Origin of the sequence: Streptomyces desertarenae (assembly GCF_042681365.1) — a bacterium.
Taxonomy (GTDB): Bacteria; Actinomycetota; Actinomycetes; order Streptomycetales; family Streptomycetaceae; genus Streptomyces; species Streptomyces desertarenae.
Genome location: NZ_JBHUFU010000012.1, coordinates 98,998 through 123,957 on the forward strand (window position 1 = coordinate 98,998; position 24,960 = coordinate 123,957).

24 protein-coding genes are annotated in these 24,960 nt (G+C 74.6%); 7 read left to right on the forward strand and 17 right to left on the reverse strand.

Annotated elements, in window-relative coordinates; genetic code table 11:
• Nucleotides 1-12: 12 nt before the first annotated feature.
• The 3 genes from ACFSJS_RS20215 to hisI are packed head-to-tail and all read right to left on the reverse strand — an operon-like array spanning nt 13 to nt 2,635.
• A complete protein-coding gene (locus ACFSJS_RS20215; RefSeq protein WP_380902390.1) occupies nt 13-687 on the reverse strand; it encodes a TIGR02234 family membrane protein in 675 nt (224 codons plus the stop codon).
• Nucleotides 684-2,186 (reverse strand): anthranilate synthase component I, encoded by a 1,503-nt coding sequence (locus ACFSJS_RS20220; RefSeq protein WP_380902588.1) that lies wholly within the window; start codon nt 2,184-2,186, stop codon nt 684-686. The genes ACFSJS_RS20215 and ACFSJS_RS20220 overlap by 4 nt, the downstream gene beginning before the upstream one ends.
• A gap of 17 nt (nt 2,187-2,203) precedes the next feature.
• Nucleotides 2,204-2,635, reverse strand: coding sequence for a phosphoribosyl-AMP cyclohydrolase (hisI, locus tag ACFSJS_RS20225; protein WP_380902392.1), 432 nt, complete (start codon nt 2,633-2,635; stop codon nt 2,204-2,206).
• Between the two features lie 180 nt (nt 2,636-2,815).
• Between hisI and ACFSJS_RS20230 the strand changes: the two genes are divergently transcribed.
• Nucleotides 2,816-3,709: a hypothetical protein gene (locus tag ACFSJS_RS20230; RefSeq protein ID WP_380902394.1), complete on the forward strand. Its 894-nt coding sequence runs from the start codon at nt 2,816-2,818 to the stop codon at nt 3,707-3,709.
• A gap of 56 nt (nt 3,710-3,765) precedes the next feature.
• Nucleotides 3,766-4,398, forward strand: coding sequence for a TIGR03085 family metal-binding protein (locus tag ACFSJS_RS20235; RefSeq protein WP_380902396.1), 633 nt, complete (start codon nt 3,766-3,768; stop codon nt 4,396-4,398).
• Nucleotides 4,399-4,473: 75 nt separating this feature from the next.
• On the opposite strand, the gene ACFSJS_RS20240 is transcribed toward ACFSJS_RS20235, so the two are convergent.
• The gene (locus tag ACFSJS_RS20240) at nt 4,474-5,148 is read right to left on the reverse strand and encodes a response regulator (protein ID WP_380902398.1); all 675 of its coding nucleotides are present in this window, start codon (nt 5,146-5,148) and stop codon (nt 4,474-4,476) included.
• A gap of 1,006 nt (nt 5,149-6,154) precedes the next feature.
• On the opposite strand from ACFSJS_RS20240, the gene ACFSJS_RS20245 reads away from it, so the two are divergent.
• Nucleotides 6,155-7,240 carry an inositol-3-phosphate synthase gene (locus tag ACFSJS_RS20245; RefSeq protein WP_380902400.1) on the forward strand — a complete coding sequence of 362 codons (1,086 nt, stop codon included), beginning with the start codon at nt 6,155-6,157 and terminating at the stop codon, nt 7,238-7,240.
• Between the two features lie 108 nt (nt 7,241-7,348).
• On the opposite strand, the gene hisF is transcribed toward ACFSJS_RS20245, so the two are convergent.
• The 8 genes from hisF to hisD all read right to left on the reverse strand — a co-directional run bounded on the left by hisF (nt 7,349) and on the right by hisD (nt 13,198).
• Entirely contained in the window at nt 7,349-8,119 is a 771-nt protein-coding gene (gene hisF / locus ACFSJS_RS20250) for an imidazole glycerol phosphate synthase subunit HisF (RefSeq protein WP_380902402.1), read from the reverse strand.
• Nucleotides 8,120-8,545: a RidA family protein gene (locus ACFSJS_RS20255; protein ID WP_380902404.1), complete on the reverse strand. Its 426-nt coding sequence runs from the start codon at nt 8,543-8,545 to the stop codon at nt 8,120-8,122.
• Nucleotides 8,542-9,273: a bifunctional 1-(5-phosphoribosyl)-5-((5-phosphoribosylamino)methylideneamino)imidazole-4-carboxamide isomerase/phosphoribosylanthranilate isomerase PriA gene (gene priA, locus ACFSJS_RS20260; RefSeq protein WP_380902406.1), complete on the reverse strand. Its 732-nt coding sequence runs from the start codon at nt 9,271-9,273 to the stop codon at nt 8,542-8,544. The genes ACFSJS_RS20255 and priA overlap by 4 nt, the downstream gene beginning before the upstream one ends.
• Nucleotides 9,274-9,380: 107 nt before the next feature.
• On the reverse strand, nt 9,381-10,022 hold the full coding sequence (hisH, locus tag ACFSJS_RS20265) for an imidazole glycerol phosphate synthase subunit HisH (RefSeq protein WP_380902408.1): 642 nt from the start codon (nt 10,020-10,022) through the stop codon (nt 9,381-9,383).
• The gene (locus ACFSJS_RS20270) at nt 10,019-10,183 is read right to left on the reverse strand and encodes a hypothetical protein (protein WP_380902410.1); all 165 of its coding nucleotides are present in this window, start codon (nt 10,181-10,183) and stop codon (nt 10,019-10,021) included. Before ACFSJS_RS20270 ends, hisH begins: the two co-directional genes overlap by 4 nt.
• Entirely contained in the window at nt 10,180-10,770 is a 591-nt protein-coding gene (gene hisB / locus ACFSJS_RS20275) for an imidazoleglycerol-phosphate dehydratase HisB (protein ID WP_380902412.1), read from the reverse strand. The genes ACFSJS_RS20270 and hisB overlap by 4 nt, the downstream gene beginning before the upstream one ends.
• Nucleotides 10,767-11,882 carry a histidinol-phosphate transaminase gene (locus tag ACFSJS_RS20280; protein ID WP_380902414.1) on the reverse strand — a complete coding sequence of 372 codons (1,116 nt, stop codon included), beginning with the start codon at nt 11,880-11,882 and terminating at the stop codon, nt 10,767-10,769. Before ACFSJS_RS20280 ends, hisB begins: the two co-directional genes overlap by 4 nt.
• The gene (gene hisD / locus ACFSJS_RS20285) at nt 11,879-13,198 is read right to left on the reverse strand and encodes a histidinol dehydrogenase (RefSeq protein ID WP_380902416.1); all 1,320 of its coding nucleotides are present in this window, start codon (nt 13,196-13,198) and stop codon (nt 11,879-11,881) included. The genes ACFSJS_RS20280 and hisD overlap by 4 nt, the downstream gene beginning before the upstream one ends.
• 180 nt (nt 13,199-13,378) lie before the next feature.
• On the opposite strand from hisD, the gene ACFSJS_RS20290 reads away from it, so the two are divergent.
• The 3 genes from ACFSJS_RS20290 to ybaK all read left to right on the forward strand — a co-directional run bounded on the left by ACFSJS_RS20290 (nt 13,379) and on the right by ybaK (nt 16,547).
• On the forward strand, nt 13,379-14,986 hold the full coding sequence (locus ACFSJS_RS20290; RefSeq protein ID WP_380902590.1) for an oxidoreductase: 1,608 nt from the start codon (nt 13,379-13,381) through the stop codon (nt 14,984-14,986).
• A gap of 167 nt (nt 14,987-15,153) precedes the next feature.
• Nucleotides 15,154-15,942: an LON peptidase substrate-binding domain-containing protein gene (locus ACFSJS_RS20295; protein WP_380902418.1), complete on the forward strand. Its 789-nt coding sequence runs from the start codon at nt 15,154-15,156 to the stop codon at nt 15,940-15,942.
• Between the two features lie 104 nt (nt 15,943-16,046).
• A complete protein-coding gene (gene ybaK, locus ACFSJS_RS20300; protein WP_380902420.1) occupies nt 16,047-16,547 on the forward strand; it encodes a Cys-tRNA(Pro) deacylase in 501 nt (166 codons plus the stop codon).
• A 47-nt stretch (nt 16,548-16,594) separates the two neighbouring features.
• Here the strand turns inward: ybaK and ACFSJS_RS20305 are convergent, their stop codons facing one another.
• The 4 genes from ACFSJS_RS20305 to ACFSJS_RS20320 form a co-directional block, all read right to left on the reverse strand.
• Nucleotides 16,595-17,287: an ABC transporter permease gene (locus ACFSJS_RS20305; RefSeq protein ID WP_380902422.1), complete on the reverse strand. Its 693-nt coding sequence runs from the start codon at nt 17,285-17,287 to the stop codon at nt 16,595-16,597.
• Nucleotides 17,288-17,359: 72 nt separating this feature from the next.
• The gene (locus ACFSJS_RS20310) at nt 17,360-18,244 is read right to left on the reverse strand and encodes an ABC transporter permease (RefSeq protein ID WP_380902424.1); all 885 of its coding nucleotides are present in this window, start codon (nt 18,242-18,244) and stop codon (nt 17,360-17,362) included.
• The gene (locus ACFSJS_RS20315) at nt 18,241-19,209 is read right to left on the reverse strand and encodes an ABC transporter ATP-binding protein (protein ID WP_380902592.1); all 969 of its coding nucleotides are present in this window, start codon (nt 19,207-19,209) and stop codon (nt 18,241-18,243) included. The genes ACFSJS_RS20310 and ACFSJS_RS20315 overlap by 4 nt, the downstream gene beginning before the upstream one ends.
• A gap of 111 nt (nt 19,210-19,320) precedes the next feature.
• Nucleotides 19,321-20,655 (reverse strand): NYN domain-containing protein, encoded by a 1,335-nt coding sequence (locus tag ACFSJS_RS20320; protein WP_380902426.1) that lies wholly within the window; start codon nt 20,653-20,655, stop codon nt 19,321-19,323.
• 341 nt (nt 20,656-20,996) lie between these two features.
• Between ACFSJS_RS20320 and ACFSJS_RS20325 the strand changes: the two genes are divergently transcribed.
• Entirely contained in the window at nt 20,997-21,158 is a 162-nt protein-coding gene (locus ACFSJS_RS20325; RefSeq protein WP_380902428.1) for a hypothetical protein, read from the forward strand.
• A gap of 153 nt (nt 21,159-21,311) precedes the next feature.
• Here the strand turns inward: ACFSJS_RS20325 and dnaE are convergent, their stop codons facing one another.
• Nucleotides 21,312-24,854, reverse strand: a complete 3,543-nt coding sequence (dnaE, locus tag ACFSJS_RS20330) for a DNA polymerase III subunit alpha (protein ID WP_380902430.1) — start codon at nt 24,852-24,854, stop codon at nt 21,312-21,314.
• Nucleotides 24,855-24,960 lie beyond the last annotated feature (106 nt).

The following is a 24,960-nucleotide window of genomic DNA, read 5'->3' on the forward strand; positions in this document are numbered from 1 at the left end:
GCGGCCATTGTGTCAGGGACGTTTTCCGGTTCTGCCGGTGGTGGGGTCCTCGCCCCGGTCCAGGGCCCTCCACAGTTCCTCGGGGCGTTCCGGGTCGGCGGCGGAACCCCGCGGACCCGCGCTCCGGGAGGCGCCCGCGCGCTCGTGGCGGCCCGACATCGCGGGCCAGTGGCGGCCGTGACGCAGCGCCAGCAGCCCGGCCGCCAGCAGCAGCAGCCCGCCGAACGCGGCCGCGTAGGGCCACACGCCGTAGGAGACGCCCTCGACCGTTCCCCGCGCCAGACCGCTGGCCCTGGACGCCTCCGCCTCCAGCGCGCCCCGGTCGCCCGCGCCCAGCAGCGCCGCGAGGGCGGCGCCGGCGCCGCACAGCGACAGCAGGGCGGCCACGAGCGTGCGGCCGGCCCGGCGGACGGCGAAGACGGCGACCAGCGCGGCCAGGCCGACCAGCGCCAGCGCGCTGGGCACCCCGGTCACCTCGCCGCCCGTGGCCTGCACCGGGAGCTCCCCCTGGGGCAGGACGGCGGTCGCCTCGCCCCAGACCCGTCCGGAGGCCACCAGGACGGTGGCGGCGCCGAGCGCGCCCGCGGCCAGGGCCGCGGCCAGGGCGCGCCGGTGGGCCGCGGCGCCGTCTGCGGCGCCCTCTGCGGGGGCGTCCGGGCCGGGGGTGGCGGGGGTCGCGGAAGTCACCCTTCCACGCTACCCCCGAGGTGTCCGGCGGTGCGCACCGCCCTGAGCACCGCCGCCGCCTTGTTGCGGCACTCGGCGTCCTCCGCCGCGGGGTCGGAGTCGGCCACGACCCCGGCGCCCGCCTGGACGTAGGCCGTTCCGTCGCGCAGCAGCGCGGTGCGGATGGCGATGGCGGTGTCGGCGTCCCCGGCGAAGTCCAGGTAGCCGATGCAGCCGCCGTACAGGCCGCGCCGGGTGGGCTCCAGCTCCTCGATGATCTGCATCGCGCGGGGCTTGGGGGCGCCCGAGAGCGTGCCGGCCGGGAAGCAGGCGGTCAGCGCGTCGAAGGCGGTGCGGCCCTCGGCCAGGCGTCCGGTCACCGTGGAGACGATGTGCATCACGTGGCTGTAGCGCTCGACCGACATGAAGTCCACGACCTCGACGCTGCCGGGTTCGCAGACCCGGCCCAGGTCGTTGCGGCCCAGGTCGACGAGCATCAGGTGCTCGGCGCGCTCCTTGGGGTCGGCCAGCAGCTCCTCGGCGAGCACGGCGTCGTCCTGCGGGGTCGCGCCGCGCGGGCGGGTGCCGGCGATGGGGTGCATCATGGCGCGCCCGTCCTCGACCTTCACCAGCGCCTCGGGGCTGGAGCCGACGACGTCGAAGCCGTCGAAGCGCAGCAGGTACATGTAGGGGCTGGGGTTGGTGGCGCGCAGCACCCGGTAGACGTCCAGCGCGCCCGCCGGGCAGGGCGCCTCGAACCGCTGCGAGGGCACCACCTGGAACGCCTCGCCCGCGCGGATGCGCTCCTTGACGTCCTCCACGGCCTCCCGGTACTCCCTCCCGCCCCACAGGGCGGTGTACTCGGGCAGCTCGGACGGCGGCAGGGGGACCGCGCCGGCGGGCGCGGGGCGGCCGAGGTCGGCGGTCATGGCGTCCAGGCGCCGCACCGCGTCGGCGTACGCCTCGTCCACCCCGGTGTCGAGGTCGTTGTGGTTGATGGCGTTGGCGATCAGCAGCACCGTGCCGTCGCGGTGGTCGAGGACCGCGAGGTCGGAGGTGAGCATCATGGTCAGCTCGGGCAGCGCCAGGTCGTCGCGGGCGCTGTCGCCGATGCGCTCCAGACGCCGCACGATGTCGTAGCCGAGGTAGCCCACCATGCCGCCGGTGAAGGGCGGCAGGTCGGCGCTGCGGTGCAGGTCGCGGGGGGTGTGCAGGGCCTCGACGGTGGCCCGCAGCGCCGCCAGGGGGTCGCCGTCGGCGGGGACGCCGACCGGCGGGGTGCCCAGCCAGTGGGCCTGCCCGTCGCGCACGGTGAGCGTGGCGGAGGTGCGCACGCCCACGAAGGAGTAGCGCGACCAGGTGCGCCCGTTCTCGGCGGACTCCAGCAGGAAGGTGCCGGGGCGCTCGGCGGCGAGCTTGCGGTAGAGCGCGATGGGGGTGTCGCCGTCGGCCAGCAGGCGGCGGGTGACGGGGATGACGCGGCGGTCCTTGGCCAGGGTGCGGAAGGTCTCCAGGTCCACGGCGGTGTGCGGGGCGGTCACGCCGGGCCCCCGTTCCCGCGGGGCCCGCCGTCCGCGGCGTCCGCGCCGTCCCCGGGCCCCGCGGCGTCCGCGGCGGGGCCGCCCAGCGGGATCTCCCCGGCGTCGAAGCAGGTGCGGTCCCCGGTGTGGCAGGCGGCGCCCACCTGGTCGACCTTGACCAGGACGGTGTCGCCGTCGCAGTCCAGCGCCACGGACTTCACGTGCTGGACGTGGCCGGAGGTGTCGCCCTTGACCCAGTACTCGCGGCGGCTGCGGCTCCAGTAGGTGCAGCGGCCGGTGGTGAGGGTGCGGTGCAGCGCCTCGTCGTCCATCCAGCCCAGCATCAGCACCTCTCCGGTGTCGTACTGCTGGGCGACGGCGGGCACCAGGCCGTCGGGGGTGCGCTTGAGGCGGGCGGCCACGGCTGGATCGAGTGGGGATCGGGGCATGGGGCCATTGTGCCGCCGGCGCGGGGCGCGCCGCGACGGCGTCCGGGGGGCGGACGGCCCGCCGGGGCCGGCCGGGCGCCCGCCGGCGGCCCGGAGGCGGTGCCGGCGGTTGCCCGGCTGTGTCAGTGCTGTGACGTACCCGGCGCACCGCGTGTCGGTGCGGTGCGGCATCCTTTCGCCATGAGTTATCCACCGCCGCCGAACGGCGCGCACAACCCCGGCCCCGGCGGCGGTTTCGGTCCGCCCCAGGGCTTCGGTCCCCCCGAGCAGCCGGGCCCGCCCGCGGGCGGTTACGGCTACCCCGGCCCGGCTCCCGGCTACGGGTACCCCGGTCCGGCCGGGGCCCCCGGCGCCGGCGGCCCCGGCGGCCCCGGCGGTTACGGCGGCCCCGGCGGCTACGGTCCCGGCGGTCCCGGCCCCTACCCTCCCCCGCCGGGCGGAGGCGGCGGGGGCAACGGTGGGAAGGTCGCCGCGATCATCATCGCCGCGGTGCTGGTGGCCGGTCTGATCGTCGGCGGCGTGCTCTTCCTGGCCGACGGCGACGAGGGGAGGGAGCACCGGGCCGATCCGGGCTCCACCCCCAGCGCCACCCCCGGGTCCGGGGAGTCCCCCGAGGCGTCCCCCGGGGAGAGCCGGGAGCCGACCGGGCCGCCGAGTCCGGACATACCCTCGCCCGACGCGTCCCCGGACGTGTCGGTGGACCCGGACGAGACCATCGAGTACGTGGTGCTGGAGCCCGGCACCTGCTTCGACCACCCGTCCCTGAGCAGTGACGTCACCGAGGTCGAGGAGCTGTCCTGCGACGGGCCGCACGACGCCGAGGTGATCTCCAACCGCACGCTCACCGGCGACTTCGCCACCACCGAGGAGCTCCAGGACGAGGTGCTGGAGATGTGCCGGCAGGACGCGGAGAAGCGGATGAAGCGGATCACGGACGGCAGGACGTACTACTCCTACGTGCTCTACCCGACGCTGACGACGTACCGGTTCAACGGCAAGGACCAGGTCTCCTGCTCCCTGACGCTCAGCAACCGGCAGGACGGGACGGAGCTGGGGGCGCCGCTGCCGGGCTGACCGGAGGCGGTGCGTGGCGCGTGGCGTGGGCCGCCGGACGGCCGTAGGCTGGCCGCATGTCGACCCACGCCCGGCGCGAACGCCTTCTGCTGGCCGATCTGTTGGAGAGTTGCGGACCCGAGGCGCCCACCCTGTGCGACGGGTGGCGGACCAGGGACCTCGCCGCCCATCTCGTGGTGCGCGAACGCCGCGCCGACGCGGCCGGCGGGATACTGGTCAAGGCCCTCCAGCCCCGACTGGAGCGCGTGCAGCAGGAGTTCGCCTCCAAACCGTACGAGGAACTGCTCCAGCTCATCCGCACCGGACCGCCGCGGGTGTCGCCCTTCGCCCTCAAGCAGGTCGACGAGGCCGCCAACACCGTGGAGTTCTTCCTGCACGGCGAGGACGTGCGCCGCGCCCGCGAGGACTGGACGCCGCGCACGATCGACCCGGTCTTCGCCGACGTGCTCTGGCGGCGGCTGGAGACCTCGGCCCGCGTGTACGGGCGCCGCTGCCCGGTGGGCCTGGTGCTGCGCCGCCCCAACGGCCAGGTGGTGGTGGCCCGCAAGGGCACCCCGGTCGTCACCGTCGAAGGGGAACCCGCCGAGCTGCTCGTCTTCGTCTCCGGCCGTCAGGCCGCGGCGCGGGTGGAGCTGGAGGGCGACGAGAAGGCCGTGGCGCGCGTCCGCGAGGCCGACCTGGGCCTGTGAGGCGGTGCCCGGTGGGCCGGCGGCCGCCCGCCGCCGGCCCTCCGGCCTGCCCCCTCCTCCCGGCGGCCGCCGCCGTCAGCTCCCCAGCCCCGCCTCCCGCGCCCGGGCGGCGGCCGCCATCCGGTCGGTCACCTGGAGCTTGGCGAAGATGTGGGAGATGTGGTTGCGGACCGTCTTGTCGGACAGGACCAGCTCCCGCGCTATGCGGCGGTTGCCGTAGCCGCGGGCCAGCAGGTCGAGCACCTGACGCTCCCGGTTGGTGAGCTGCGGGAAGGCGGCCCGGCCGGGCATGTCGTGGACGGCCGAGAAGTAGTCGCCCAGCCGGTCGGCGACGAACGGGCTGAACACCGCCCCGCCGTCCGCGACCGTGCGCACCGCCCTCAGCAGCTCCTCGCGGGGTGCCCCCTTGGCGACGTAGCCGCGGGCCCCGGCGCGGAGCGCCGATATCACCGCGTCGTCCTCCTCCCGGGCCGAGACCATCAGCACCCGGGGCGGGGCGCAGACGGCCCCCGCGGCGCCCTCCGGCGGAGCGGTGATCCGCCGGGTGGCCTCGGTGCCGGGGCAGTCGGGCAGCCCGAGGTCCATCAGGACCACGTCCGCGGCCACCGCTCCCCCGCGCAGCGTCCGCACGGCCTCCTCCCCCGTGGCGGCCTCTCCCACGACGTCCATGTCGTCCACGCTCTCCACCGCGTGCCGCGTCCCGGCCCGGAACATGGGGTGGTCGTCGACGAGGAAGACCCTGATCGTCACGAGCGCCTCCGCCCCGCCGGTGCGGCCGCGGCCCTCCCGGCGGGGCGCCGGCCGCCGGACGGGGGCCGGCCGGGGCGGCACGCTCCGGCGTTCCCTTCGCACAAGAAAACCCCCGCTCCCCGGCGGAAGAACGGAGCGCCGTGTTTTCCGGTCGCCTCCGGCCGCATCCGCGCCGTTTCGGAGAGGGCGCGGGAGGGCGGTCTCGTTTTCGGTTCAAGCGCTTTCCGGACCGTCCGTCGATCCGGCGTTCCGTCCCCCGACCGCGCTTCCCGGCGTACGAGCCGTCCGGTCGCACGGCTCCCCGGCGTCGCCATGAAAGTCCCCCCAATTCCTCTGAGTCTCGAACATTAATACAGTTGCTCCTGTTTCCGGAGGGATGTATTCGGCCACCGGCGAGCGGCGCCGATCAGTCATTTCCCACCGCCGTCACACTGGGTCCCCGCGTGACAGCGGCATGTGACGGGTGGTCGGGAGGTAGGGAAAGTGGCGAAAAATGATGGGTATTGATGCGGCACGGCCGCCACCCGCCCGTCCTTTTCACCTCGCCCTCACCCGGCCCTTCACCGTCCTGGCCGGGACTTTCCGGGACTCCGCTCCCACGAAACCGGGACATCCGGCCTCCTACGTTGAGGGGGTCCGGAGTGATCCGGCGCCCGTCCGGGCGACGGATTCCGGCGCCCGTCCAGCGACAGCCGCTCTCCGCCCCGCCCCTCCCGAAGGGAAATCCCATGGCGCGCGAGGCCGAACGACGAAATATTCCACGGACACCCCCGGCACCCCCGGGATCGGCGGCGGAAGCCGCCCCGGCCGCACCCCCCGGACGCCCCCTTCGAATAGCGGGCCGCCCCGGCGGGGAAACCGGAGGCACCGCCGGCCCGGCGCGGAACTCCCGCGCCTTTGCCCCACCACTCGCCGGAACGTCGTCCGGCGCCTTTTCCCCGCCCTTTTCCACCGGTGGCAACCGCAACGCCCCGCTGCCGGGCGACCGGTGGGGGAAGGGGGCGTCGTGACGGCGTGGGGTGCATACGGCGGCCAGGGCGCCGTCGGCGTGTGGCTGGTGGGGGCCCGCGGCTCGGTGGGGGTCACCACGATCGCCGGCACGGCGGCGCTGTGCGCGGGGCTGGTACCGCCCACCGGATGCGTCACGGCGCGGCGCGAGTTCTCCTCGCTGGAGCTGCCCCGCTTCGACGAGTTGGTCTTCGGCGGGCACGACATCGCACCGACCGGGCTGCTGGAGCGCGCCGAGCGGCTCGCCGACGAAGGCGTCATGCCGCCCGGTCTGCCCCGGCTGGTGCGCGACGGCCTGCTGGCGGCCGAGGAGGAGGTGCGCCCCGGCGTCGCCGGCACCGGCCCCGGGCCCGGCGGCCGCAGCGGGCGGCCGCCCGGCCAGGAGGAGGCGATCCGCCGCCTGACCGACGACATCCTCTCGTTCCGGCGGCGGCTGGCCCTGGAGCGCGTCGTCGTGGTCAACGTCGCCCCGCCGGGCCCCGCCGTCCCGCCACGCCCCGCCCACGCCTCGCTGTCCGCGCTGCGGCAGGCCCTGGCCGCCGGGGAACGGGTCCTGCCCGACGGCGCCCTGTACGCCTGCGCCGCGCTGCGGGCCGACTGCTCCTACGTGGACCTCGCCCCGCCCCCCGGCGGGGAACTGCCGGTCCTGGCCGAACTGGCCGTCGAGCGGGGCCTGCCGTACGCGGGCGGCGAGGGCGGAAGCGGCGGGGCGCTGCTGAGGTCGGCGCTGGACCCGGTGCTGGCCCACCGGGCCCTGGACGTGCGCTCCTGGTCCGGCGGCCGGGTCCGCGGCGGGCGGCGGACCGCCCGGGAGCAGGTGAGCTTCGAGGGGTTCCTGGGCGCCCGGATGGCCCTGCGGTTCAGCCTGCAGGGCTGCGAGTCCGCCCTGACCGCCCCCCTGGTCCTGGACCTGGCCCGGCTGATGGCGCTGGCCGACCGGGCCGGCGTCCGGGGGCCGGTGCCCGAACTGTCGTTCTTCTTCGGCGGCCCCGCCCCCGATGCCCCCGACGGCCGCGAAGGGCCCCTGGAGGAACGGTACGCGGCGCTGGTCGACTGGGCGCACGGTCTGAGCGTGCCCGTGTGACACCGCCCCGCGGGAGGCGGGCGGACACCGCCCGAGGCGGCGCCGGCGGGACGGCGGCCGGACCCGTCCCGGCGGCGCCGCGGGCGGCGTCCGCCCTGCGCCGGGGCGTCAGCGCACCGGGTGGCCGGCCTCCCGCAGGGCCTCCTTGACCTGGCCGATGCGCAGGTCCCCGAAGTGGAAGACGCTCGCGGCCAGCACCGCGTCGGCGCCCGCCGCCACCGCCGGGGGGAAGTCGGACGTCCGCCCCGCGCCCCCGGAGGCGATCACCGGGATGGTGACGTGCTTGCGGACGGCCCCGATCATGGCGAGGTCGTAGCCGTCCTTGGTCCCGTCGGCGTCCATGGAGTTCAGCAGGATCTCCCCGGCGCCCAGTTCGGCGGCCCGGTGCGCCCACTCCACCGCGTCGATGCCCGTGCCGCGGCGGCCGCCGTGGGTGGTGACCTCGAAGCCGGACGGCGTCACCGTGCCCTCCGGGCAGCGGCGGGCGTCCACCGACAGCACCAGCACCTGGCTGCCGAAGCGCTCGGAGACCTCCCGGATCAGCTCCGGACGGGCGATGGCCGCGGTGTTGACGCCCACCTTGTCGGCGCCGGCGCGCAGCAGCCGGTCCACGTCCTCGGCGGTGCGCACGCCGCCGCCGACGGTCAGCGGGATGAAGACCTGCTCGGCGGTGCGGCGCACCACGTCGTAGGTGGTCTCGCGGTTCCCGGAGGAGGCGGTGATGTCGAGGAAGGTCAGCTCGTCGGCACCCTCGGCGTCGTACACCTTGGCCATCTCGACCGGGTCGCCGGCGTCGCGCAGGTTCTGGAAGTTGACCCCCTTGACGACCCGGCCGCCGTCCACGTCCAGGCAGGGGATGACTCGTACGGCCAGGGACACTTAGGGGCGCTCCTTCGTGGTGCGGAAGGCTTCGATCTCGACCTCGACCAGCACGCGCGAGTCGACGAAGCCGGAGACGACGACGAGCGTGGCGACGGGGCGCACGGACCCGAAGACCTCGCGGTGGGCCCGTCCCACCTCCTCCACGTCGCGCGCGTGGGTCACGTACATGCGGGTGCGCACGACCGAGGAGACGTCCAGCCCGAACGGCTCCAGCGCGGCCAGCGCGTTGCCGAAGGCCGTCCTGGCCTGGACGTACGGATCCCCCTCGCCCTGCACGACGCCGCCGACCAGCGGCATCGTGCCGGCGACGACGACCCGGTCGCCGGCCGCGACGGCCCGCGAGAAGCCGATGGTCTCCTCCCACGGGCTGTCGGACCGGACCCGCTCGACCGGCGCGCGCCCTCCCCCCACCGGATCCGTCATCGGGACACGGCCTCCAGGGCCTCCTCCAGGGTGAAGGCCTTGGCGTAGAGGGCCTTGCCCACGATGGCGCCCTCGACGCCCTCGGGCACCAGGGAGGCGATGGCGCGCAGGTCGTCCAGGGAGGAGACGCCCCCGGAGGCGACGACCGGGCGGTCGGTGGCGGCGCAGACGTTCCTCAGCAGCTCCAGGTTGGGCCCCTGCAGGGTGCCGTCCTTGGCGATGTCGGTGACGACGTAGCGGGCGCAGCCCTCGGAGTTCAGGCGCTCGAGCGTCTCGTAGAGGTCGCCGCCGTCGCGGGTCCAGCCGCGGCCGCGCAGGGTGGTGCCGCGGACGTCCAGGCCGACGGCGATCCTGTCGCCGTGCTCGGCGATGGCCTTGGCGACCCACTCGGGGCTCTCCAGGGCGGCGGTGCCCAGGTTGACGCGGGTGCAGCCGGTGGCCAGGGCGGCGGCCAGCGAGGCGTCGTCGCGGATGCCGCCGGAGAGCTCGACCTTGATCTCCATGGCGCGGACGACCTCGGTGATCCGCTCGCGGTTGTCGCCGGTGCCGAAGGCGGCGTCCAGGTCCACCAGGTGCAGCCACTCGGCCCCTGCCCGCTGCCAGGCCAGGGCGGCGTCCAGTGGGTCGCCGTAGGAGGTCTCGGTGCCGGACTCGCCGTGGACGAGGCGGACGGCCTGCCCGTCGCGGACGTCGACGGCGGGGAGGAGTTCGAGGCGGTGGGTGCTCATCGGGTGGCGGTCCTCGGTACTGGGGGGCGGGGGTCGGGGGCGGTGTCCGGGGCGCCCGGGTCCGGTGTCCGGCCGGCGGCCGGTGCTCCGGACCCGGACCGGGCCGGCTAGAGGGTGCCGATCCAGTTGGCCAGCAGTTGCGCGCCGGCGTCGCCGGACTTCTCCGGGTGGAACTGGGTGGCCCACAGGGGGCCGTTCTCCACGGCGGCGACGAAACGCCCGCCGTGGGTGGCCCAGGTGACCTTGGGAGCGGGCATGGCGGGGTTGGTGGCCTCCAGCTCCCACTCGTGCACGGCGTAGGAGTGCACGAAGTAGTAGCGGGCGTCGGCGGGCAGCCCCGCGAACAGCTTCGAGTCGCCGGGTGCCTCGACGGTGTTCCAGCCCATGTGCGGCACGACGTCCGCCGTGAGCGGCCCGACGGTGCCGGGCCACTCGGCCAGCCCCTCGGCCTCCACCCCGTGCTCGATGCCCCGGCCGAAGAGGATCTGCATGCCGACGCAGATGCCCATCACCGGGCGGCCGCCGGCCAGCCGGCGCTCGACGACCCAGTCGCCGCGGGCCTCGCGCAGCCCCTTCATGCAGGCGGCGAAGGCACCGACGCCGGGGACGAGCAGGCCGTCGGCGTCCATGGCCGCGCCGTAGTCGCGGGTGATCTCCACGTCCGCGCCGGCCCGGGCCAGGGCGCGCTCGGCGGAGCGCACGTTGCCGAAGCCGTAGTCGAAGACGACGACCTTCTTCCTCTCCGTCATGACCACACCTCCAGGCGCAGGACTCCGGCGAGCAGCGCCAGGAACGCCCCGACGCCGAGCAGCGTGATGACGCCCCTGGGCATCCCCTGCTTCCAGAAGGAGACCGCGCCGCCGAGGAGGAAGAGCCCCACGAAGATCAACAGGGTCGAGACACCGTTCACAGCGCACCCTTGGTGGAGGGGATGCCCGTCTGGCGCGGGTCGATCTCGCTGGCGTAGCGCAGGGCCCGGGCGAGCGCCTTGAACTGGCACTCCACGATGTGGTGCGCGTTGCGCCCGTAGGGCACGTGGACGTGCAGCGCGATCTGGGCCTGGGCCACGAACGACTCCAGGATGTGCCGGGTCATGGTGGTGTCGTAGGCGCCGATCATCGGCGCCATGTTCTCCGGCTCGGTGTGCACCAGGTACGGGCGGCCCGACAGGTCCACGGTCACCTGGGCGAGGGACTCGTCCAGGGGCACCGAGGCGTTGGCGAAGCGGACGATGCCGCGCTTGTCGCCGAGGGCCTGCCGGAAGGCGGCGCCCAGCGCCAGCGAGCTGTCCTCGATGGTGTGGTGGCTGTCGATGTGCAGGTCGCCCTCGGTCTTGACCGTGAGGTCGAACAGCCCGTGGCGGCCGAGCTGGTCGAGCATGTGGTCGTAGAAGCCGACCCCGGTCGACACGTCGACCTTCCCGGTGCCGTCGAGGTCGATCTCGACGAGGACGGAGGTCTCCTTGGTGGTGCGCTCCACGCGTCCCACGCGGCTCATCTGTCGTTCTCCTTCAGTACTGCGCGCATCGCGTCGAGGAACGCGTCGTTCTCGGCCGGGGTGCCCGCGGTGACCCGCAGCCGGCCCGGTACTCCGTTGTCCCGGACCAGCACGCCCCGCTCCAGCAGGGCCTGCCACACGGCATGGGCACCGCCGGGGCCGTCGAAGCGCCCGAACTGCACGAAGTTGGCGTCGGACTCGGTGACCTCGCAGCCCATGGCGCGCAGCTCGGTCACCAGGCGGTCCCGTTCGGTCTTCAGCTGCTCCACGTAACCGAGCAGCGTGTCGGTGTGTTCCAGCGCGGCGAGCGCGGTGGCCTGGGTGACGGCGGACAGGTGGTACGGCAGGCGCACCAGCTGGACGGCGTCGACGACGGCCGGGGCGGCGGCCAGGTAGCCCAGCCGCAGTCCGGCGGCGCCGAACGCCTTGGACATGGTCCGCGAGACCACCAGGCCCGGGCGGCCGTCGATCAGGGGCAGCAGCGAGGGCCGGTGGCTGAACTCGCCGTACGCCTCGTCGACGACGACCAGCGAGGGCCGGGCCGCCTGCGCCGCCTCGTACAGGGCCAGCACGATGTCGGCCTCGACGGCCGTGCCGGTGGGGTTGTTGGGCGAGCAGACGAAGACCACGTGCGGCCGGTGCTCGGCGATGGCCGCCCGCGCCGCCGCCACGTCGATGCGGAAGTCGTCGGTGCGCGGCCCGGAGACCCAGCCGGTGCCGGTGCCGCGGGCGATCAGGGCGTGCATCGAGTACGAGGGGTCGAAGCCGATCGCGGTGCGGCCGGGGCCGCCGAACGCCTGGAGGAGCTGCTGGAGCACCTCGTTGGAGCCGTTGGCGGCCCAGACGTTCTCCGCGGTGACCTCGTACCCGGTGGTGCGGCTCAGGTAGCGGGCCAGCCCGGCGCGCAGCTCGACGGCGTCGCGGTCGGGGTAGCGGTTGAGGCCCCGGGCGGCCTCGGCGACGCGCTCGGCGATGCGGGCCACCAGCGGCTCGGGCAGCGGGTAGGGGTTCTCGTTGGTGTTCAGGCGTACGGGGACGTCGAGCTGCGGCGCCCCGTAGGGGGACTTGCCGCGCAGCTCGTCCCGGATGGGCAGGTCGTCGATGCCGGTCACTTTCCCTCGGGCACCTTCCAGTCGAACCTCGCCTTGAGGGCCGCCCCGTGTGCGGGCAGGTCCTCGGCCTCCGCCAGGGTGACGACGTGGTGGGCGACGTCGGCCAGGGCGTCGCGGGTGTAGTCCACGACGTGGATGCCGCGCAGGAACGACTGCACGGACAGGCCGGAGGAGTGGCAGGCGCAGCCGCCGGTGGGCAGCACGTGGTTGGAGCCGGCGCAGTAGTCGCCGAGGGAGACGGGGGCCCAGGGGCCGACGAAGACCGCTCCGGCGTTGCGGACCCGGGCGGCGACCCCGGCGGCGTCCTCGGTCTGGATCTCCAGGTGCTCGGCGGCGTAGGCGTCCACCACGGCCAGGCCCTGGTCCAGGTCGTCCACCAGGATGGTGCCGGACTGCCGTCCGGCCAGCGCCTCGGCGATGCGCTCCTGGTGCTTGGTCGAGGCCAGCTGGGAGGTCAGCTCGGCGTCGACCGCGTCGGCCAGTGCCTCGGAGGGGGTGACCAGGACGGCCGCGGCCAGGGTGTCGTGCTCGGCCTGGCTGATCAGGTCGGCGGCGACGTGCCGGGCGTCGGCGGTGTCGTCGGCGAGGATCGCGATCTCGGTGGGACCGGCCTCGGAGTCGATGCCGATGCGGCCCTTGAGCAGGCGCTTGGCGGCGGCGACCCAGATGTTGCCGGGGCCGGTGACCAGCTGGACGGGGGCGCACTCCTCGGTGCCGTAGGCGAACATGGCGATGGCCTGGGCGCCGCCGGCGGCGTACACCTCGTCCACGCCCAGCAGGGCGCAGGCGGCCAGGATCGTGGGGTGCGGCAGTCCGCCGAACTCCTTCTGCGGGGGCGAGGCGACGGCCAGCGAGCCGACCTCGGCCTCCTGCGCGGGCACCACGTTCATCACCACGGACGACGGGTAGACCGCCCGCCCGCCGGGCACGTACAGGCCCACCCGCTCCACCGGCACCCAGCGCTCGGTGACGGTGCCGCCGGGCACGACGCGGACGGTGGAGTCGGTGCGCCGCTGGTCGCGGTGGACGATCCGGGCGCGGCGGATGGACTCCTCCAGCGCCGCGCGCACCGCCGGCTCCAGATCCGCCAGGGCCTTCTCCAGCGCCTCGGCCGGGACCCGCACCCGGTCGGTCCGCACGCCGTCGAAGCGCTCGTTGTACTCGATCACCGCCGCGGTGCCGCGATGGTGCACGGCGTCGCAGATCGGCCGCACCTTCTCCAGGGCGGCCTCGACGTCCAGTTCGGCTCGGGGCAGCAGGTCCCTGTCGACTCCGGCGGCGGCGAGGTCGCGGCCGCGCAGGTCGAGTCGGGTCATGGATACGGATCGAAGCACGTGTCCCAGTGTCTCAGACGCGATCGCGTGCCCGCCCCCGCGTATCGGTGCGTGATACGGAAGCGACCGCAGGGGGCATCCTGCTGTCAGTGGTGACCGGTAGCGTCGGAGTCATCACACAGAGGCATCTGTGACTTGGGGGAACGAGTCGTGAGCGAACCCATGGAGAACGGGGACCCGCCCCCGGGACTGCGGCTGACCACCGCGGAGTGGGGCATGTGGCAGGCGTTCCGCAACGGCAGCGAGCACGACCTGCGCTCGGGCGAGCCGGAGCTGGACGACCCCAACGGGGAGCACGAGTGGGGCCCGCACCGCACGGTGCGGGCCCGGGTGATCGCCCTGCTCCTGCTGCACGGCCCGCCGCCGCTGCTCGGGCGTGTCGCGTCCCTGCAGCTGACCGGCGCCTACATCGCCGGGCGGCTGGACCTGTCCGGCGGGACGGTGGAGCCGTACTTCGAGTTCCGGCAGTGCCGCTTCGAGCAGGAGGTGCTGCTGCACGAGTGCCGGATGATCACGGCCCGGATGGTCGACTGCCACATACCCCGGCTGGAGGCCGCCCGGATGAGCACCGAGGGCGATCTCCACCTGCCGCGCTGCACCATCCCCGGGGGCGTGCGGCTGACGGACGCCTCCATCGGCACGGACCTGATGTTGAACGAGATGACGGTCGGCAGCGGACGCCGGCCCCGGTCGTTCTCGGCCGACGGCATCCAGATCGCGCAGGACCTCCAGGCCAGTCTGGTGCTGGCGACCGGCGAGGTGAGCCTGCGCGGCGCGGAGATAGGCGGCTCGCTGTTCATGTACGGCAGCGTCCTGCGCAACCACAACGGGCAGTACGCGCTGTACGCCCCGCAGATGACCGTGGAGCACTTCGCGCACTTCGCCTCCTCCGGGCCGCGCGAGCTGCCGGTCGTGCACGGCACCACCCCGCCGGACGGCACCGCCTGGCCGCCGCCGGACGAGCACAGCCACATGGCGCGGCGGAGCAAGCGGTTCGAGTGCACGGGCGGGATGAAGCTGGACGACGGCAGGTTCGGCGACTCCCTGGTGCTGGACGGGGCCCGGTTCGTGCTGGAGCGCGACCAGGAGGTGTCGCTGCGCCGCATCCAGACGCCGGAGCTGTGCTTCACGCCCGAGCGGCCGGCCGGCGGCCGGGTGGTGCTGGCGGGGGCGACGGTGGACAACCTGGTCGACCGGGTGGAGAGCTGGCCGGTGGGCGAGGGCCTGTGGATGGCGGGGTTCACCTACCAGAACCTCATTCCCCGCGGGCCGTTCAGCCTCGCCCAGCGCCTGGAGTGGCTGGCGACGGCGACGCCGGAGTACGCACCGGAGCCGTACGAGCAGTTGGCGGCGGTGATGCGCAGCAGCGGGGAGGACGCGGACGCACGGGCCGTCCTGCTGGCCAAGCAGCGCCGCCGCCGCGAGACGCTCCCGCCGGCCGCCAAGCTCTGGGGATACCTGCAGGACTGGACGGTCGCCTACGGCTACCGGCCCGGCCAGGCCGCCCTGTGGATGGCGGTGCTGTGGGCCTCGGGCACGCTGTCCTTCGCCCGGAACCCGCCGGATCCGCTCAAGCCCGGCGAGTCGCCGCACTGGAACGCGGCGCTGTACGTCCTGGACCTGCTGCTGCCGGTGATCGACCTGGGCCAGGACACCCACTGGAAACCCGCGGGGGCCCACCAGTGGGCGGCCACGGCGCTGATCCTGCTCGGCTGGGTGCTGGCCACCACGGTCGCCGCGGGTGCCACCAGGCTGCTGCGGCGGCAGTGAGACGGCTGTGAGGCGGCAGTGGAGCCGTGTCCCCGTCCCCGCACGCCGCGCCCCCGCCCAAGCCCCCCGCCGCGGGGAGGTGGTGCGGCGCAGCCGGGCGGAGTCCGCGGCGGCGAAGGGGGCGACCGGCCCGCGCCGGCACGGCCGATGGCCTTAGGCTGCCGGGTGTGAGCATCACGCGCCTACCGATCTTCCCCCTCAACACCGTGCTGTTCCCGGGGCTGGTACTGCCGCTGAACGTCTTCGAGCAGCGCTACCGGGCGCTGGTGCGCGACCTGCTGAAGATCCCGGAGGACGCGCCCCGCCGCTTCGGGGTGGTCGCCATCCGGGACGGCCGCGAGGTGGCGCCCACCGCCGTCGGCATGCCCGATCCCACGGGGCCCTCCGCGGTGGGGCCGACGGCGGGCTTCGGCCCGGATCCGATGCGGGCCTTCCACTCGGTGGGCTGCGTCGCCGACGCCTCGTCCATCCGCGAGCGCTCCGGCGGGGACGGCAGCGACGGGGACGACGGGGACGACGGCCCCGGGAAGGGCGACGGCTACGAGGTGCTCGCCACCGGCACCACCCGCTTCCGGCTGCTGTCCGTCGACACCTCGGGTCCGTACCTGGTGGGCGAGGTCGAGGAGCTGCCGGAGGACGGCGGCGAGGGCGCGGGCGCCCTGGCCGCCGGGGTGCTGCGCGCCTTCCGCGGCTACCAGAAGCAGCTCGCCGGCGCCCGGGAGCGGACCCTGGCCGGCGTCCAGGAGCTGCCGGACGACCCGTCGGTGGTGTCGTACCTGGTCGCGGCCGCGACCGTGCTGGACACCCCGACCAAGCAGCGGCTCCTGCAGGCCCCGGACACCGCCACCCGGCTGGCCGAGGAGCTGAAAATCCTGCGGCGCGAGACGGCGCTGATCGGTAGGCTCCCGTCGGTCCCGGCCGCGGAGCTCACCCGGATGCCGACCAGCCCCAACTGACCGGCCCCCGGCGGCACCGCGGCCCGGCTCCGGCGGACGCGAACGAGCACGGCGGGCCGGGGCGGACGGCACAGTCGGCACCACCAGGACGAGGCAGGACGAGCGTGGCCAGGAAGAAGCAGAAGTCCGGCTCCGGCGGCACCCCCGCGACCGTGGCCGCCGCGAAGGCGGGCATCCCCTTCACCCTGCACTCCTACGAGCACGATCCGGCGGCCCCCTCCTACGGCGAGGAGGCCGCCGAGGCGCTCGGAGTCGACCCGGGGCAGGTCTTCAAGACGCTCGTCGCCGAGGTCGACGGCGCGCTGACCGTCGCGGTCGTCCCCGTCTCCGGGTCGCTGGACCTCAAGGCGCTGGCGGCGGCGGTGGGCGGCAAGCGGGCCGCGATGGCGGACCCGGCCGCCGCCGAGCGCACCACGGGGTACGTGCGCGGCGGCATCTCACCGCTGGGCCAGCGCAAGGCGCTGCCGACGGTGGTGGACGCCTCCGCCGAGCGGCACGGGACGATCTGCGTCTCGGCCGGGCGCCGGGGCCTGGAGATCGAGCTGGCGCCCGCGGACCTGGTGAAGCTCACCGGTGCGGTGACCGCCCCGATCGCCCGGCACTAGCCGGCCGCCGGGCGCTTCCGGCCGCGTCCCGCGGGAGGTGCCGGGGCTCAGGCCCTGCCGGCGTCCTCCCCGCCGGCCCGCGGTGCCGGCCCCCAGCCGGGGTGGACGGGCCGGGCGGCCTCCTCCGGTGCGGGATCCCGGGGGCCGAACATCCCGGTGAGCGCCAGGTGCGCCGCGAGCGCGGCGAACGGCCAGACCAGCAGCGCGCCCTTGGCCCGCAGCCCCAGCGGCCCGTCGAAGACCTCCCCCTCGCCCGCCTCCTCGGCGCGGGCGGCCAGGTCCTGTCCGGGGCCGAGCCAGACGCCCAGCCGCCAGGCCAGCACCGAGCCCAGCACCGCGCCGGCCGCCAGGCCGATCGCCACGCCGACGCCGCCCCGGCGCCGGGCGAGGAAGACGGCGGCACCGCTCAGCGCGCCGAAGCCCAGGGCGAGCAGCACGAAGGTGCCGTCGGCGCCGGCGGCCTCCTCGCCCTCGGAGTTCCTCAGGTAGACGGCCGTGCCGTCGGAGACGACCGGCACCCGGGGGGCGAGCCAGAGCCACAGCAGTCCCAGCACCACTCCGGCGGCCGTCAGGACCGCCGCCACCCGCAGGGCGTCGGCCGCCTCGCGCGCGACCTCGGCCCGTCCGGCGGCCTCCGCCGCCTTGCCGTCCCCGCCGCCGGGGGGCGTCCCCCACGGGTCGAAGGGGCTGTCCGGCCGCGACGGGCCGTCGTGCGGGGAGGAAGGCGTCGGTGCGGTCACGCTGCCATCGTGCCAGGTCCGGCTCCGGGCCGGGCGGGGGGCCCGGCCGGTGTCCCGCCCGGCCCGGTTCCGTCAGCGGACGGCGGCCCGGCGGTACGCCCAGGTGGCGGCGGCCAGCGCGGCGGCCCCGACGGCGGCGCACACCCCGAGGTCGACGGCGACCGAGCCCCACGGCGGTTCTGGCCCCAGCGCGGCGGCCAGGGCCTCCACGCCGTACGTCGAGGGCAGCAGGTCCCGCAGCAGCCGCACCGGCCCGGGCAGGGCGCCGCCCGGGAGCACGCCCAGCAGCAGCGCGGCCGACATGCCCAGCTGCCCGCAGAGGGTGGCGAGCTCCTGGCGGGGCGCCAGCAGCCCGAGGGCCGCGCCGAGCCCGGCGAGGGCGGCGCCGGCCAGCGGCACCACGGCCGCCAGCACCCACAGCCCGCCCATCGGCAGTCCGTACAGCAGCGAGCCGGCCACGGCGGTGACCGCCACTCCGGGCACCGTGAAGGAGGCGTAGGCGGCGGCCGCCCCCAGGACCACCGCGGCGGGCGGTACCGGCAGGGTGGCGTAGTGGTCCAGGCCGCCGGAGGCGCGCAGCTGCCCGAAGTACTGGGCGAGGAGGTTGAGCGCGACGAAGGCGACCACCAGCACGCTGGAGCCGGCCACCACCGCCCGTGCCTCGTCGCCGGGCCCGCCGTCCACGACCCCGCGCATCAGGACCATGATCCCGATCGACTGGAAGGTCGCCACGAACAGCAGCGGGATGCGGGCCACCCGCGCCCGGGACAGCTGCGCCCGGTAGACGGCGGCCAGGGAGGGCCACAGGGCGGCGCCCGGGGCCAGTGGCGCCGCCGCGGCGCCGCCGGACCGCTCCCCGGTGCCGGACCCGCCGCTCCTGCCGTTCCGGGCCCCTGCGGACTCCCCGGCCCCTCCGGGGCCTTCCGCCTTCCGGGCTCCCGCCGTGGCGGTGCTCACGCCTTCACCAGACCTTCCGTGTGTCCGCCGAGCGCCAGGTAGACGTCCTCCAGGGTCGGCGTGGCGAGTGTGAAGTCGTCCAGGGCGGCGAACGCGGGCCCGCCGGTGACGGCCGCGACGGCGGCGCGCGCCTCCTGGGGGGAGAGCCGCAGCGTCCAGCGGCGTCCCGAGGTCGCCGCGGACCGGCGCAGGGCGGCGACCTCGGGGACCTCCGTCGGGGCCCGGTCGCGCCACACCAGCTCCAGCCGCACGTCCTCGCCGACCGCGGCCTTCAGTCCGGCGGGGGTGTCGCAGGCGATGGCCCGGCCGCGGTCCATCACCGCCACCCGGTCCAGCACCAGCTCGGCCTCGAGGACGTTGTGGGTCACCAGGACCACGGTGGCGCCGCGCTCGGCCCGCCGCCGGTCGACCGCGGCCCACACCGCGCGCCGCGCCACCGGGTCCATGCCGGTGGTCGGCTCGTCCAGCACCAGCAGGGGACGCTCCCCCACCAGGGCCGCCGCCACGCAGGCCAGCCGCCGCTGGCCGCCGGAGAGCCGCTTGAGGGGGCGGTCGGCCAGGGGGCCCAGTCCCAGCTCCTCCAGGACGGCGTCGCGCTCGCGCCGGGCCGCGGCGGCGTCCAGGCCGCGCAGCCGCCCGGTGGTCTCGGCGGCCACCGCCACGGTCAGTTCGTCCAGCGCGGTGGACTCCTGCCCGAGGTAGGACAGCAGCCGGGCCGCGCGCCGGGGGTGGCGCACCAGGTCGTGGCCGAGGACGTCGACCCGCCCGGAGTCGGGCCGCAGCAGCCCGGTGAGCTGCCGCACCAGGGTGGACTTCCCGGCGCCGTTGGGGCCGAGGAGCCCGAAGACCTCACCGCGCCGGACGGTCAGGCTGACGCCGTCGCTGGCCCGTACCGCCGGGGTGGCGGGGGCGCCGCGCCGCCCGCGGCGGGCGGGGTAGGTCTTGACCAGGTCGCGGACGCGCACGGCCTCCTCCGCCGGCGCGTCCCCGTCGCCTTCCGCGCCGTCCGCCGCGCCCTGCGCCGCCTGCCACGTGCCCGTGCTCACAAGCTACGAGGGTACGCGCCCGCGGTGGCGTCACTCGCCGGTGGGTGCGCGTTCCCCCGCGGTCCGGGCGTCGACCTCGCGCCAGAAACCGGCGCGGATCGCGTAGCGGTCGCGTTCGTCGATCTGGTCGTCCTTGTGGGCCAGCAGGCCGAAGCGGGCCGCGTAGCGCAGCAGCTCGCCGTCGATGCGGTGCGGGACGCGCGGGTACTCGGCGGACAGGGCCCGCAGGTGGGCGGGGTCGGTCAGCCGCTGGACCCAGCGGCGGGCGAAGACCTGGCCGACCTCGAAGGGGTCGCCGCTGACGGTGGTGATGTCCTCCTCGCGGTCCGCCCAGCGCTGCTCGGCGGTGGTGAGCTGGGCGAGCGTGGGCAGGGTCGCGGCCTCGGGGGACTCGGCCGGGGACCCGCGGTCGACCCAGCCCCGGTCGGAGGACCAGCGCAGGGTGGCGCCCGCGGGGGGAGCGGCGTGGTGCGGGTGGCCTGAGTGGCCCGGGTGGTGGGCGCCGGGGCGGCCGAGCCCGGCCAGGTCCTTGGGGGTGGGCACACCCCTGCCGGTGCCGTTGTCGCCGGGGCGCGGCTCCTCCTCGCCGGCCGGCGGGGCGGGGACGGCCGAGCGGGTGGCGTCCTCCGCCGCGGCGGGGGGTCCGGGGGCGGTCCCGTCCGGCGGACGCTGCCCGCCCGTACCCGCGCCGGTCCCGTTCGCGCCGGGGGGCGGGGTCCCTCCGGCGGGGGCGGAGGAGGGCTCGGGCAGCGGGGCGGAGAGGATCGCGGCGATCTCGGGCCGGGTGTCGGGCTGGGGCGGGCAGACGCCGGTGACCTCCCGGGCGCGGACGGCGCGGGTGATCCAGCCGCGGTCCAGGACGCGCCGCTCGTCGGCCTCGGCGACCAGGTCCTCGGACTGGTTGTAGTCCCCGTCGGCGGCCTGCACGGCCCACAGGTGGACGGCCACGCCGTGCTCCTTGGCGGACATCAGGCCGGGCAGCAGGTCCCCGTCGCCGGTGACCAGCACGATGTCGGAACAGGCCCGGTTGCGCGCCAGTTCGGTCAGTTCGGCGTGCATGGCGGCGTCCACGCCCTTCTGGGCCCACCGCCCCTCGCTGCGCGTGAGCGCGCCGAGCCGCACGGTCACGCGCGGCATCACCCGCAGCCGCCGGTGCTCGGGCTGGGGCACCCGGTCGGGGGCGCCGTCGAACCAGTAGATGCGCAGCAGTCGGCAGCCGGTGTCCTCCTCGGCGCGCTCGCGCAGCCCCTGGACGAGCACGGAGTGGTCGACGGTGATCCGGGACCGGGCGGGCTCCCCCGCCAGAAGGCTCGCGGCGGCCCCCAGGAGGTATCCGGCGTCCACCAGGACGACGCAGCGGTCCACGTTCCACCCACTCTCGGTACGACCGGCACGGCCGGCGCGGTCGCCGCGGCCGGACGGTGTCCCGTGCGACTGCGGTCCGCGTCCCTCGGGCCTGTTCCTTCGGATCTGGTTCGAGTCTGCCCGACCGCAGGGGGCTTATCGCCCCCGGGCCCGATCCTCGGCGTGGCGGGCGGCCGGTGTCCACCGCGCGCCGGCCGCCCGCGGGGGCGGGGGCGGCTGCGGCCGCGGCGCCCGGTCCGAAGGCCCCGGCGACTCAGGGTAATTGATCGAAATGCGGCTTCTGTCGGCTCGTGCGAGGCTGAGCACGGCCCATCGCTTCGAGGTCCGTACAGGAGGAGATCATGGGCAAGCGCAAGAAGGACGAACGCCGTCAGCAGCACGACAGCGGCCTCTCCGCCCGGTCCGGGGAGGAGCCGAGGAGCACCGCGGAGGCACGGCCGGCGGCCCCGGCCAGCCCCGCGGACGTGGCCCGCAAGCACCGCAGGCGGTTCGGCCACAACTGACCGGCCGCCGCCCGGATCCCGCGTCCGCGGTTCCCGGCCCTGGCCGCGGCACGGGGGCGGCACGGGCGCCCCGTCAGGCCGGGCGCCCGCCGCACGGGCGGCGCGGTCCCCCGGCGCACACCGCGCCGGGGGACCGCGCCGCATCCGGGTTCGTCAGCCCGCCAGGCAGGACGGGCCGAGCAGCGCCTTGAGGTCGCCGAACAGGGCCGGGTCCGCGGTGACCCGGTGCCGGTCCAGGCGCAGCACCGTCGTCTTGCGGCCGCCCTGGAGCTTGACCCGCACCTCCGTGGAGCCGCGGTGGTGGGTGAGCACCTCGCCCAGCCTCTCCACCAGCGGCGGGGTCACCTTGACCGCGGGGATGGTGATGGTGACGGGCGCGTCGGAGGCGGCGTCCGACAGGTCGGGGACCATCAGCTCCATGGCGACCAGCCTGGGCACGTCCTCGCGCTTGTCCAGCCGCCCCTTGACGAAGACCACCGCGTCCTCCACCAGCTGGGTGGAGACCAGCTGGTAGGTGGCGGGGAAGAACATGCAGTCGATCGAACCCGCCAGGTCCTCGACGGTGGCGATCGCCCAGGCGTTGCCCTGCTTGGTCATCTTCCGCTGGAGGCCGGAGATGATGCCGCCGATGGTGACGATCGACCCGTCGGAGAAGTCGCCGCCGGTGAGCTGGGAGATCGCCGCGTCGGTCTTGTCGGCCAGCACGTGCTCCAGCCCGAACAGCGGGTGGTCGGAGACGTAGAGGCCGAGCATCTCCCGCTCCTGGGCCAGCAGGTAGCTCTTGTCCCACTCCTCGGCGGGGAACTCCACGTCCATCCCGAAGCCCGGACCGCTGTCGGCGGAGTCGTCGCCCATCCCGCCGAACAGGTCGAACTGCCCCTCCGCCTCCTTCCGCTTGACCTGCACCACGTTGTCGATCATCGACTCGAAGTGCGCGGTCAGCCCCTTGCGGGTGTGGCCCAGCTCGTCGAAGGCGCCGGCCTTGATCAGGGACTCGACGGTGCGCTTGTTGCAGACCACCGCGTCGACCTTGTCGAGGAAGTCCGGGAAGGAGGTGTACTTCCCCTTGGCCCGGCGGCAGGCGACGATGGAGTCCACCACGTTCTGGCCGACGTTGCGCACCGCCGTCAGCCCGAAGACGATCACGTCGTCGCCGCGCGGGGTGAAGTTCGCCTCGGACTCGTTGACGTCCGGCGGCAGCACCCTGATGCCCATGCGGCGGCACTCGTTGAGGTAGACCGCCGACTTGTCCTTGTCGTCGCGGACCGAGGTCAGCAGGGCGGCCATGTACTCGGCCGGGTAGTTGGCCTTGAGGTAGGCCGTCCAGTACGAGACCAGTCCGTACGCCGAGGAGTGCGCCTTGTTGAAGGCGTACCCGGCGAAGGGCACCAGCACGTCCCACACGGCCTGGATGGCCTCGTCGGAGTAGCCCTTCTCGCGGGCGCCCTTCTGGAAGTTGACGAACTCGGCGTCCAGGACCTCCTTCTTCTTCTTGCCCATCGCCCGGCGCAGCAGGTCGGCCTGGCCCAGGCTGTAGCCCGCGAGGACCTGGGCGGCCTTCTGCACCTGCTCCTGGTAGACGATCAGGCCGTAGGTGACGTCGAGGACCTCCCGGAGCGGCTCCTCCAGCTCCGGGTGGATCGGCGTGATCTCCTGCTGCCCGTTCTTGCGCAGCGCGTAGTTGATGTGGGAGTTCATGCCCATCGGGCCGGGCCGGTACAGGGCCGAGACCGCGGAGATGTCCTCGAAGTTGTCGGGCTTCATCATGCGCAGCAGGGAGCGCATGGGGCCGCCGTCGAACTGGAAGACGCCCAGGGTCTCGCCGCGCTGCAGCAGCTCGAAGGTCTTGGGGTCGTCCAGCGGGAGGTCGAGCAGCTTGATGTCGACGCCCTTGTTGGCCTTCACCAGCTTGACGGCGTCGTCCATGATCGTGAGGTTGCGCAGGCCCAGGAAGTCCATCTTCAGCAGGCCCAGCGACTCGCAGGTGGGGTAGTCCCACTGGGTCACCACCGCGCCGTCGTTCTTGGGGCTGAAGACCGGCACGTGGTCGACCAGCCGCTCGCTGGACATGATCACGCCCGCCGCGTGCACGCCCATCTGCCGCACCAGGCCCTCGATGCCGCGCGCGGTGTCGATGACCTTCTTCACGTCCGGCTCGTTCTCGTACATCGAGCGGACCTCGGCCGCCTCGCTGTAGCGGGGGTGCTGGGGGTCGGTGATGCCCGACAGCGGGATGCCCTTGCCCAGGACGTCGGCGGGCATCGCCTTGGTGATGCGGTCGCCCATGGCGTACGGGTAGCCCAGCACGCGGGCGGAGTCCTTGATCGCGGCCTTCGCCTTGATCGTGCCGTAGGTGCCGATCTGGGCGACCTTGTCGGCGCCGTACTTCTCGGTCACGTAGCGGATGACCTCGCCGCGCCTGCGCTCGTCGAAGTCGATGTCGACGTCGGGCATGGAGACGCGCTCGGGGTTGAGGAACCGCTCGAAGATCAGCCCGTGCTCGATCGGGTCGAGGTCGGTGATGCCCATGGCGTACGCCACGATCGAGCCCGCCGCCGAGCCCCGGCCGGGGCCGACGGCGATGCCGTTGTTCTTGGCCCACATGATGAAGTCGGCGACGACGAGGAAGTAGCCGGGGAACCCCATCTCGACGATGACGTCCATCTCGTAGTCGGCCTGCTTCTGCCGGTCCTCGGGGATGCCGCCCGGGTACCGGCGCTGCATGCCGCGCCGGACCTCCTCGCGGAACCAGGACTCCTCGGTGTGCCCCTCGGGGACGGGGAAGCGGGGCATCAGGTCCCGCTTCTCGAACCAGCCGGCGGTGTCGACCTGCTCGGCCACCAGCAGGGTGTTGCGGCAGCCCTCCTGCCAGGCGTCGGAGGAGTCGATGGCGTACATCTCCTCCGTGGACTTCAGGTAGTAGCCCGCGCCGTCGAACCGGAAGCGGTCGGGGTCGGAGAGGTTCTTGCCGGTCTGGACGCACAGCAGCGCGTCGTGGGCCTCGGCCTCGTGCGCGTAGGTGTAGTGGCTGTCGTTGGTGACCAGCGGCGGGATGCCCAGCTTCTTCCCGATCTCCAGCAGGCCGTCGCGGACCCGGCGCTCGATCTCGATGCCGTGGTCCATCAGCTCCAGGAAGTAGCGGCCCTTGCCGAAGATGTCCTGGTAGTCGGCGGCCGCCTGGAGGGCCTCGTCGAACTGGCCGAGCCGCAGCCGGGTCTGCACCTCGCCCGAGGGGCAGCCGGTGGAGGCGATCAGCCCCTCGGAGAACTCGGCGATCATCTCCCTGTCGGTGCGGGGCCACTTGACGAAGAAGCCCTCCATGTACGCGTCCGAGGAGAGCCGGAAGAGGTTGTGCAGGCCGGTCTTGTTCGCCGCCCAGATCGTCTTGTGGGTGTAGCCGCCGGAGCCGGAGACGTCGTCGCGCTTCTGGTGCGGCTGGCCCCACTGGACGCGCCGCTTGTAGCGCCGCGACTGCGGGGCGACGTACGCCTCGATGCCGATGATCGGCGTGACGCCCGCCTTGGTGGCGTGCTGGAAGAAGTCGTAGGCGCCGTGGAGGTTGCCGTGGTCGGTCATGGCGATGTGCGTCATGCCCATCTCCTGACAGGCGTCGAACATGTCCTTCAGCCGCGCGGCACCGTCCAGCAACGAGTACTGAGTGTGTACGTGCAGGTGTGTGAACGGCGGTTTGGCCACGGCCTATGACCTCCAACGAGCGGGTGTGCGGCGGTTCCCTGGACGGGTCCGAAGTCTACGTCGCCGGAGCCCCTCCGGCTCCTTCCGCCCCGGCCCCCACACGGGC

Bases quoted from the DNA above. Each gene is read 5' to 3' on its own strand.
- ACFSJS_RS20255 (WP_380902404.1), bottom strand. From the start codon at position 8,545: ATGACGGATCCGGTGGGGGGAGGGCGCGCGCCGGTCGAGCGGGTCCGG.
- priA (WP_380902406.1), bottom strand. From the start codon at position 9,273: ATGAGCACCCACCGCCTCGAACTCCTCCCCGCCGTCGACGTCCGCGAC.
- hisH (WP_380902408.1), bottom strand. From the start codon at position 10,022: ATGACGGAGAGGAAGAAGGTCGTCGTCTTCGACTACGGCTTCGGCAAC.
- ACFSJS_RS20290 (WP_380902590.1), top strand. From the start codon at position 13,379: ATGGAGAACGGGGACCCGCCCCCGGGACTGCGGCTGACCACCGCGGAG.
- hisD (WP_380902416.1), bottom strand. From the start codon at position 13,198: ATGACCCGACTCGACCTGCGCGGCCGCGACCTCGCCGCCGCCGGAGTC.
- hisB (WP_380902412.1), bottom strand. From the start codon at position 10,770: ATGAGCCGCGTGGGACGCGTGGAGCGCACCACCAAGGAGACCTCCGTC.
- hisI (WP_380902392.1), bottom strand. From the start codon at position 2,635: ATGCCCCGATCCCCACTCGATCCAGCCGTGGCCGCCCGCCTCAAGCGC.
- ACFSJS_RS20230 (WP_380902394.1), top strand. From the start codon at position 2,816: ATGAGTTATCCACCGCCGCCGAACGGCGCGCACAACCCCGGCCCCGGC.
- ACFSJS_RS20325 (WP_380902428.1), top strand. From the start codon at position 20,997: ATGGGCAAGCGCAAGAAGGACGAACGCCGTCAGCAGCACGACAGCGGC.
- ACFSJS_RS20235 (WP_380902396.1), top strand. From the start codon at position 3,766: ATGTCGACCCACGCCCGGCGCGAACGCCTTCTGCTGGCCGATCTGTTG.